Below are 1,638 nucleotides of genomic sequence, written 5' to 3'. Positions count from 1 at the left end.
GTCAAGGCTCTGGTCGGCCATGCGCACAAACTCGGCATGCTGCTTCTCTTTCTTCTCGTCGTCGGTCAGTTCCTCACTATCGTCTACCTTGTCATCCACGGCAGGCAATTCAGGGGCCAAAGCCCCGTCGTCACTCTCGGCCCCCGTGGTTACCTGAAAGAATAGCCGTAGGGGACCAGAGCCGCGTTCACAGCCGCGACGTAATCGCCCTGGCTGATCTCCCCACGTGCCGCCATGTCCTTGGCTTGCTGGGGTCCCAACTGGATGCCCCCGACGGTCACCGGAAGCTGTTCCACAAGGACCTGCGGTGCCACGCCGTTCATGGGTTTAGCCGCTACTATCTGGGCCTTCTGTGCTTCGTTCAGTGCCTGCCCGGTGTTGATGCCCATACGCTTTGCCTGCATCTGTTGATTGGCCCGCAAGCCTGCCTCCGTCTGGGCCGCGATCTGCTCTTGAAACGCGGCTTCCTTGCGGTCCTTCTCGGCCTGCTCATGGTCGCGCTGCATCTGGTCCACGCGGTCTTCGACGGCCTGTCGGTCCCGCGCCTCCTGCTCGCGCATGTTGACGTGGTTGCTGTTGATCTGAAGCCCGGAGGCCCTGTTGAAATCGTTCATGGTGTTCGTTCCTTCTGGTCGTGATGGATCGCCCCGGCGCGTCATTGCTCCGGGTGCGGTATGTCGGTCTTGTGGTGGCTGGGTCAGCGCCTTGGCGTGAACCCAAAGGTCATCATCTGTAGGCCTTCAGGACGCGCGCTAAGGCCGGTTGGGGTAGTTGCTCCGGTAAGACCACCGCTGCCTCCGGCGACCCTTCCACGCGGCGCTGTGGGTCTGATAGACATCTCGGCAATACGACGTGCGACTGCCACAGCCTCAAGCTCGGGATAGCCGTAGACTTCAAAGCATCGTTCAGCGGCCGTGTTGAAGCTCTGGGTCCATTCGATGCCGATCCCCGGCAGTCTCCGGTCTAGCTGCGAGATGGTCTCCCAGTCATCGGCTTCGATCCATTCGACCAAGGCAAGGGCTGCCTCCCTCGTGGGATAGGTCGCAGCCCACTCACGCCGCTTGATGTCATCGAACGTCATGCCCGGTCACCCTTGGCTGTCATTCGACCCATCCGGTAGAGATACGCTATTGGCGAGCCCTCGGGGTTCTCGATCTCGTCCACCGCGAACGGATCGAGGGTGCCCATCGTAACCAGCCGGTCGATGGTCTGGTGGTATTGCTTGACTTGTTCAGGGGTCATCGCCCGCCACTCATCCTTGCTCGGCTGGACCACGATGCCCTGCGCTATCATTCGTCTCGATTTCCTTCGCTCCTGTGCTGCTTTCAGTGATTTCGTTCTGCGCATCTTGGCGCGCTGTGAGAGGGCCTCGTCGGGGGTCACCCGCTGGCCCGGTATGGGATCGAGCATCAGCCGTTCCCGACCGCCACGCTCGGCCCGTTCATCGTCGTGGCTATTTCTCTCCTTTCGTTTTGCAGCGTCCCTGCGGCTGTTGGCAGTCTCAAGCCGCTGAACGACCATCGCGTCCCAGTCGGCTGCGGTGTACGTGTCAGGGCAATCCGCGGTCATGACCAAGAACAGAACCTCGCGGTCTGTCAGGGTCTTCGGGTCGGTGGTCCGCTGCATGATCTCGAACAC

General features: G+C 61.2%; 3 protein-coding genes. All 3 read right to left on the bottom strand.

What is annotated here, in order from left to right:
* Window positions 1-149: 149 nt before the first annotated feature.
* Window positions 150-614, bottom strand: a complete 465-nt coding sequence (locus tag EOB49_RS32950) for a hypothetical protein (RefSeq protein WP_127383420.1) — start codon at window positions 612-614, stop codon at window positions 150-152.
* An 83-nt stretch (window positions 615-697) separates the two neighbouring features.
* On the bottom strand, window positions 698-1,081 hold the full coding sequence (locus EOB49_RS32945; RefSeq protein ID WP_127383419.1) for a hypothetical protein: 384 nt from the start codon (window positions 1,079-1,081) through the stop codon (window positions 698-700).
* Window positions 1,078-1,638: hypothetical protein (locus EOB49_RS32940; protein WP_164781900.1), on the bottom strand; the 561-nt coding region annotated here is incomplete at its 5' end. The genes EOB49_RS32945 and EOB49_RS32940, both read right to left, overlap by 4 nt.

Source organism: Mesorhizobium sp. M7A.F.Ca.MR.148.00.0.0, from assembly GCF_003997735.1.
GTDB lineage: Bacteria > Pseudomonadota > Alphaproteobacteria > Rhizobiales > Rhizobiaceae > Mesorhizobium.
This window is presented reverse-complemented; position numbering and strand designations above follow the sequence as displayed.